The sequence below is a fragment of the Thermoactinomyces sp. DSM 45892 genome (genome assembly GCF_900107305.1).
Taxonomy (GTDB): domain Bacteria; phylum Bacillota; class Bacilli; order Thermoactinomycetales; family Thermoactinomycetaceae; genus Baia.
The window spans coordinates 116,532-122,531 of sequence record NZ_FNPL01000012.1; the positions used below are offsets into that span (position 1 = coordinate 116,532).

Below are 6,000 nucleotides of genomic sequence, written 5' to 3' on the forward strand. Positions count from 1 at the left end.
AATTAAAGTAGTCAATAAAGATAATATCGCGAAGTTGTGGACGTTTAGAGCGAAAAAAGAAGCCTAGTAGGCTCCTTATATAATTCATATGGTCGTTATGAAATTGGTTCACCACTAGCTATTTTCCTTTTTAAGGCATTATACATGCATTCCATTTCTTCAACTATGTAACGTGGAACAGGATGAGAATCACACCATGAATCAAAAAAGTAGGCTTCTTTCGTTTCTGGATAATAATCGTATTCTGTTTGGTTTCCGTTTTCATTGTTAAAGAGATCGCCCCATACACTCCCATCTTCTGTATCTATTATCAATGCCACACTCCATTCACCGTTTGGAGAAACCCAACAAATATTGATCGTATCCGAACCACCACCGAAAGGTATAAATTCGTAATTCTCCGTTTTGCTTCTTTTATGAATATCTTGTAAGCTACAGAGTTCATACCATTTATGGAAGCCTCTTTTCTCGTACAGAGGAATCCAATAATCCCTATATATATCGGAAAAAGCTCCATCAATCCCGAAAAGTACACCTGAATCAGAACCTAGATCAAATCCGTACACTTCGATCCCCAAGCTTTCTGCAATGTCGATGTTTTTCAGAATCCAATCTTGATCCCATGGTGGAATCAACCACATTGTTTGAAGGGAAGGAAGCCGATAATCGGTAATATGTTCGACATGTGTTATGTGAACTAGTCCCTCATAATCGAGGGGTTCAAATTTTTCGTTAATCATTGCTGTTGGAATCTCGATCCATTCGCTGACCCATTGTTCTGCAGCTTGCTTCTTTGTCATTGTGTTCATAATTGTAATTCCTCCTAGTTATGTAGTAGTGTCGTATCGCTCTTTTATCATATCGAGTTTAATTAAAGTAGTCAATAAAAATAGTATCGCTAAATTGTGGACGTTTTAGACATAAAAAAAGAACGGAATCAAATCCGTTCTGTCCTAGTTAAACTATGGTAATCATCTAAACTAAGCCTTTTAACCTGGGATAGTTCCAGATAGTACCGTGCATAATACATGGTTTCACGTTGTGTTTCGGTTGTTTCTTCGCCTTCGCTATCTCCTAGACGATCAAAGAAAAGGCATTCGTTATTTTCATCTATAATCCAATTGTGCAGATCAGAAGGTAACCCATAGCCTTCTATGTGTGTTTTTAAACAGTTGACTACTTTATTATGTGAGAAAACTTGGAAATGGCTATAGTCTTCCTTTATTCTTCGGGTGTCTTCGCAAAAATAGTTTCCAATACCAAAGTCTGGATGATAATATTCGCAATCCTTGTGCAACATTACATATATGTTGTTGTTGTTCATTCTAAGTCTCCTTTATAGGAAGAGGGCGAACACTATACGCCCCCTTGATGTGTGTGATCTAGTTGTAATACTCCAACCACAAGCCACTTTCCATTTGAATAAATGTACCATTGATCTTCATATCTCGCCCTACACTATCCCAATCTATATACATTGTTAAAGGGTGGTTGTCATCTATAGATCCTGAATCTTCATAGAATGCATAGGCAATATCCCCCATTGTGTCTTCATGCCACAATCGATAGTTACCTTCATGTACTTCCTTGAAAGCATCATCCCAGGACAAGCCGACATCATTTTCAAGGGTAATGATTGCTTTCTTTTCCTTTTCTTCGAGCATGTCCAATTTTTCGGCAACTTCGTTAAGCTCACTTAGGCATTCATACTCATGAATGTTAAATGGTGCTTCGTAATCATGAATAGCATATTCTTCATAACAAACACCATTCTTGTATACACCATGATGATATTTGCCACTTTCATCAAAATACCCTAAACCAATATTTACAAAGAGATTATGTAATTCCTCCTCGGTATATGGTAGGTCGATCCATTCTCCTACTAGTTCGCCTTCATTGTATTTACCTAGATTTCTGATTAAAATTCTGATTTCTGTATCCATGTTGTATGTCCCCCTAGTAGTTTGTAAGTGATGTCGTACCACTCTTTTATCATATCGAGTTTAATTAAAGTAGTCAATAAAAATAGTATCGATAAAATGTGGACGTTTCCTATCTGGAATTTCCATTATTAAAGGTCATATTTGGTATAGCGCATGAGTACGAGAAAAGAGGACGTAAACAATCCAATAGGCTCGTATTCTATCTATTTATAGGGCTATATAGTGGTATGAATAGGTCGTCATAATTTAGGTCGGTATAGGTCGTCATATCATAGGTAGGCATAGGGTTTAGGGGGGGTATATATGATGGGGTAACGTATGGTTTCGGGTGTAGCTACGAAAAGAATAGGAAGGGGATAAGAGGGGTTTACGTTGGTGTTCGGATGATGGCGAATAGTGCGAATATGGAATACGTTCATCCACTCCACGATCTGGGCAGAGATGGCCCGTCAAACTCAGGGGGTTATATATGTAGATATATGGTTATGGATTGGTATATATAGGATGGATATGCGCATATTCGGTATTGGTAGGAAGGGGGAAGGGAACGGTAGATCAAGGGTTTCAGCCTATGCATAAATGAAGTTAGGTAATCAAGTTCATTGTTAAACGTTTAAGTCTTTGATATTAAAGGGATTGAGAGCAAACAAAGAAAGTCACTTTAGAAGAAAAAGTGACATTTTTAATTCATATAAACGAATAAATATTCAATTGTAGAGAAGAGGGAAGGGAGAGAAATTAAAGATGATTCGATGACCCCCAAAGCCCCCCCTTTGATAGGGTTGCGACTAGTGGGTGTAGATTACGTAATATATTTTTGAACTCAGGGTAGTGGTTACGAATTTGGATAATATTGAATCATTTTTTCTTATGGTAAAGGGATTGGATATCTTGTTCGATTTCATCAAATTCCATCTCGCTAAAAATGAACTTTGATAGTTCTGCATTAATGGTGGATAGTTTATCATACATCTGGTCTATTTCAACTGATGTAGTTGAATCTGATGTGATACCTGACTCCATTAAACGAGTAATATATTTTACTATATTTATTAATCTTGATCTTACATGATATGGATAATACATACCATCGTCAGCAATGAGGATTGTGATTTCTTTAGAAGCCATTTCAAAAATGCCGGAGGCACATAATTATGCAAGCGAGAACATTGAATCCCCTGTATATCCAAGAAAAACGGTCATACCGAACAACCAGTCGACGAAAGTTATCCATCCAAGCAAAACTACGTTCAACTTTAAACCGTTGTTTATAGGAGCTTTGGAAGTCCTTTGGCTGAAGCCCCTTCGGGGGCTTTTGATTTTTCTTAAATGGTATACGTACAAGAATCCCTTTTCTTCGCAAATAAGTCCGAAAGGCTTGACTTATATAGCCTTTATCTGCTACAAGTATCTTAGGTTTTCGAATGGGTGCTCCTCGTTTTTGTGGAATACGAATCTCACTTACGATTTTCTCAGCAAAGGTAATCTCATGAGGATTCGCATTTTCAATCAGCAAAGCGATGGGTAACCCATTCTTATTCTCCACAACACTAAATACCTTAGATCCCTTACCCAGCTTCGTTTTTCCGATTTTGTCTCCTCCTCTTTTGGCCGGAACAAAGCTAGCATCCACATGTGCGATGCCTAGTTGGATTTTCTTCTCTTCGTATAGATCCCGCAGTAACCATTTCCATATTCGATCCCAAATTCTTAATTTGGAATAGAGACGGTGTCTCCTCCAACACGTTGTGTAAGAGCCATATTTCTTAGGCATATCCATCCAAGCACACCCTGTGCGTAATACGTACAGAATTCCGTTCAATGTCTTTCGTAAATTTGCTTCAGGTCTTCCTCTTCCTCGTTTTGCCTTCGGCAAATATCCGTTTATCTTTCGCCACTGTTTATCTGTTATCTCATGTCTACTCATATTACTGACTTTACACACTTTACTTATTTTTTCAATGTTTTCTATTCACTATTTGCATATTTATGTTTTTTGAAATGGCTTCTAGATACTTTATTTGCGTACCTTTCAAGTCTGTCTTTGTCATATGAAACGTTGGTTTTAGCATCATATAGGAGAGGCAATAGATGAATAGCAAACACTGATAAACGAGGTATCAATTTGTTATATGCTTGAAACCGTCCTTTAATTATCTCATCCCGTAACGTCGATCGTGCCTGAAATCGCATGGCCTCGATATTCATTTCTTGAATTTTTAGTTGAAGCTGTTGATTCTCCTGATTCATCTTGAGGGCCATACGTTGAGTCTGCATATTAACCGCAACCGTCACCCCGATGGTTCCTACCAACACAACAATACTTACAATTCCTGTTACAACTCCTGCATCTAACTCCGAGCTATGTTCGAACCATTTCGGGTAATACCATAATGCAAGTGAGATAAGTAGTACTAATACTAGAATCAACATGATACCTACGAGTGTCCATTTTATCCATTTCATTTAAATGTCTCTACCTCTCGATTCACTAATATACGAATCTTATACCCAATCACGAAATGTTTACGCTTCTTAGAGAAAAGAAAAGGAGACAAGGGGTAATCCTCATCTCCACAGTCATATTTATTTTTTTTCTTCTTGCTTTTTTAGGTATTCCTCTAAAACTTCTTTTCCAGTAATACTTTTAGGATGAAGACCCAAATGTTTGTATACCCAGATGGTCTTTTGTTCAAATAACGAGACATCAGTTAGATCATCGTAATTATATTCGATCTTGAATTTGCCTTGGGAAGTCCAATGCAGAGTAATATTCGTCCATAATTCCTGTTCATTCCTCTTGAATTCGTTATTTAACTCAACAAGTAGGTTTATGAATTGATGTCTCCATTTCCTATATTTATCACTAGATACAGGAAATAATTCTGGGATATTCTCACTATATACCGGTTGACTATTATTTTCTGGATAGTAGTAAAAGAAAACTGCCTGTGCTCCTTCAATCACTTCACCGTATAAATAAACTTGCTCCCAAGACTCTGGAATCATATCAGCAATCACATCAACCATTTGTTTAAAGATATCCTGTTGATTTCGTTCAAAGTTATGCATTTTATCATCCCCCTGCCACATTGTTGAAAGTTTGAGTTTCCCAGTCATCCTCACCGATTTTATACCGAACATCGAAACTAGATGGTCGTTGGGATGTACCTTCATAATTTACTTTTATATCCACTTTTACCTTTTCGCCATTTTTAAGAGATCTTCCCCATTGGTTCTCCATCCTCTTCCATGCACCTTTGTTCAAGTTCCCATTCATAGGAACTAGATTATCACTTAGACCAGAGCCCTTGAATACATGAGCGATCAAATGACCACCTTGATCATCAGATAATCGATCACCACCACCGACTTTAAGTTGATCATTACCATTTCTCGGATATGTTTTACCAGCTTGTAAATCTCCTTCGGCGCTAGTAAGACGTGCATGTTCATCCGTCTTAAAATTATAACCTTCGGGTGTCTCAAACTCCACATTTGCCTTTAATTCCTTACTCTGGCCATTTCTTGTATAGTTAAACTGATCCCCAAAATCTACTTTAGTTGGAGTGGACGGTGATGATCCACCACTACCAGTACCTTCACCTTTAACAAACCAATTTAGGAAGTCGCCAAACTTAGTATCCCCGATCGTTTCATTAGCGAAACTTTGAAAGGTTGATCCATCGACGGTCTGCACGACTGTCTTAGCGAAAGGGTTTGGAAGGTCATTAATAAAGTTGACCAATGGTGGTGCTAATTTTCCACCTCCGAAGATGAGGGCCATAGAGAATCCGCCTGTGACGATTGCTTTTTTCCAGTCGATTTTTCGGTTATATAACACATCTTCAAGAGCTGAATCGTGTACTCCCATTGCTCCGAAACCAAGTAGATTCCCAAGTTTTGATGCGATGTTTGGAGCAAATCGGGAGATAACGGAAGTCAAGGCTTTTGAAACCAACCCTCCAAATACACCACCTGCTGCTCCGATCAATCCACCAGTAAATATGCTTTTACAAATATCTTTGAAGCTTCCACCTTCGAGCCATGTAAG

Annotated in this window: 7 protein-coding genes; all 7 read right to left on the reverse strand. The window is 38.0% G+C overall.

Annotated elements, in window-relative coordinates:
- Window positions 1-95 precede the first annotated feature (95 nt).
- The gene (locus BLU58_RS11200; protein WP_093292296.1) at window positions 96-809 is read right to left on the reverse strand and encodes a hypothetical protein; all 714 of its coding nucleotides are present in this window, start codon (window positions 807-809) and stop codon (window positions 96-98) included.
- 128 nt (window positions 810-937) lie between these two features.
- On the reverse strand, window positions 938-1,324 hold the full coding sequence (locus BLU58_RS11205) for a hypothetical protein (protein ID WP_093292297.1): 387 nt from the start codon (window positions 1,322-1,324) through the stop codon (window positions 938-940).
- Between the two features lie 58 nt (window positions 1,325-1,382).
- The gene (locus BLU58_RS11210) at window positions 1,383-1,946 is read right to left on the reverse strand and encodes an antirestriction protein ArdA (protein ID WP_093292298.1); all 564 of its coding nucleotides are present in this window, start codon (window positions 1,944-1,946) and stop codon (window positions 1,383-1,385) included.
- Window positions 1,947-3,075: 1,129 nt separating this feature from the next.
- Window positions 3,076-3,873 carry an IS5 family transposase gene (locus tag BLU58_RS11220; protein WP_093292300.1) on the reverse strand — a complete coding sequence of 266 codons (798 nt, stop codon included), beginning with the start codon at window positions 3,871-3,873 and terminating at the stop codon, window positions 3,076-3,078.
- A 41-nt stretch (window positions 3,874-3,914) separates the two neighbouring features.
- Entirely contained in the window at window positions 3,915-4,412 is a 498-nt protein-coding gene (locus tag BLU58_RS11225; RefSeq protein ID WP_093292301.1) for a hypothetical protein, read from the reverse strand.
- Between the two features lie 120 nt (window positions 4,413-4,532).
- Window positions 4,533-5,018, reverse strand: coding sequence for an immunity protein YezG family protein (locus BLU58_RS11230; RefSeq protein WP_093292302.1), 486 nt, complete (start codon window positions 5,016-5,018; stop codon window positions 4,533-4,535).
- A gap of 4 nt (window positions 5,019-5,022) precedes the next feature.
- On the reverse strand, window positions 5,023-6,000 hold a 978-nt coding region (locus BLU58_RS11235; protein WP_255404684.1), incomplete at its 5' end, for a DNA/RNA non-specific endonuclease.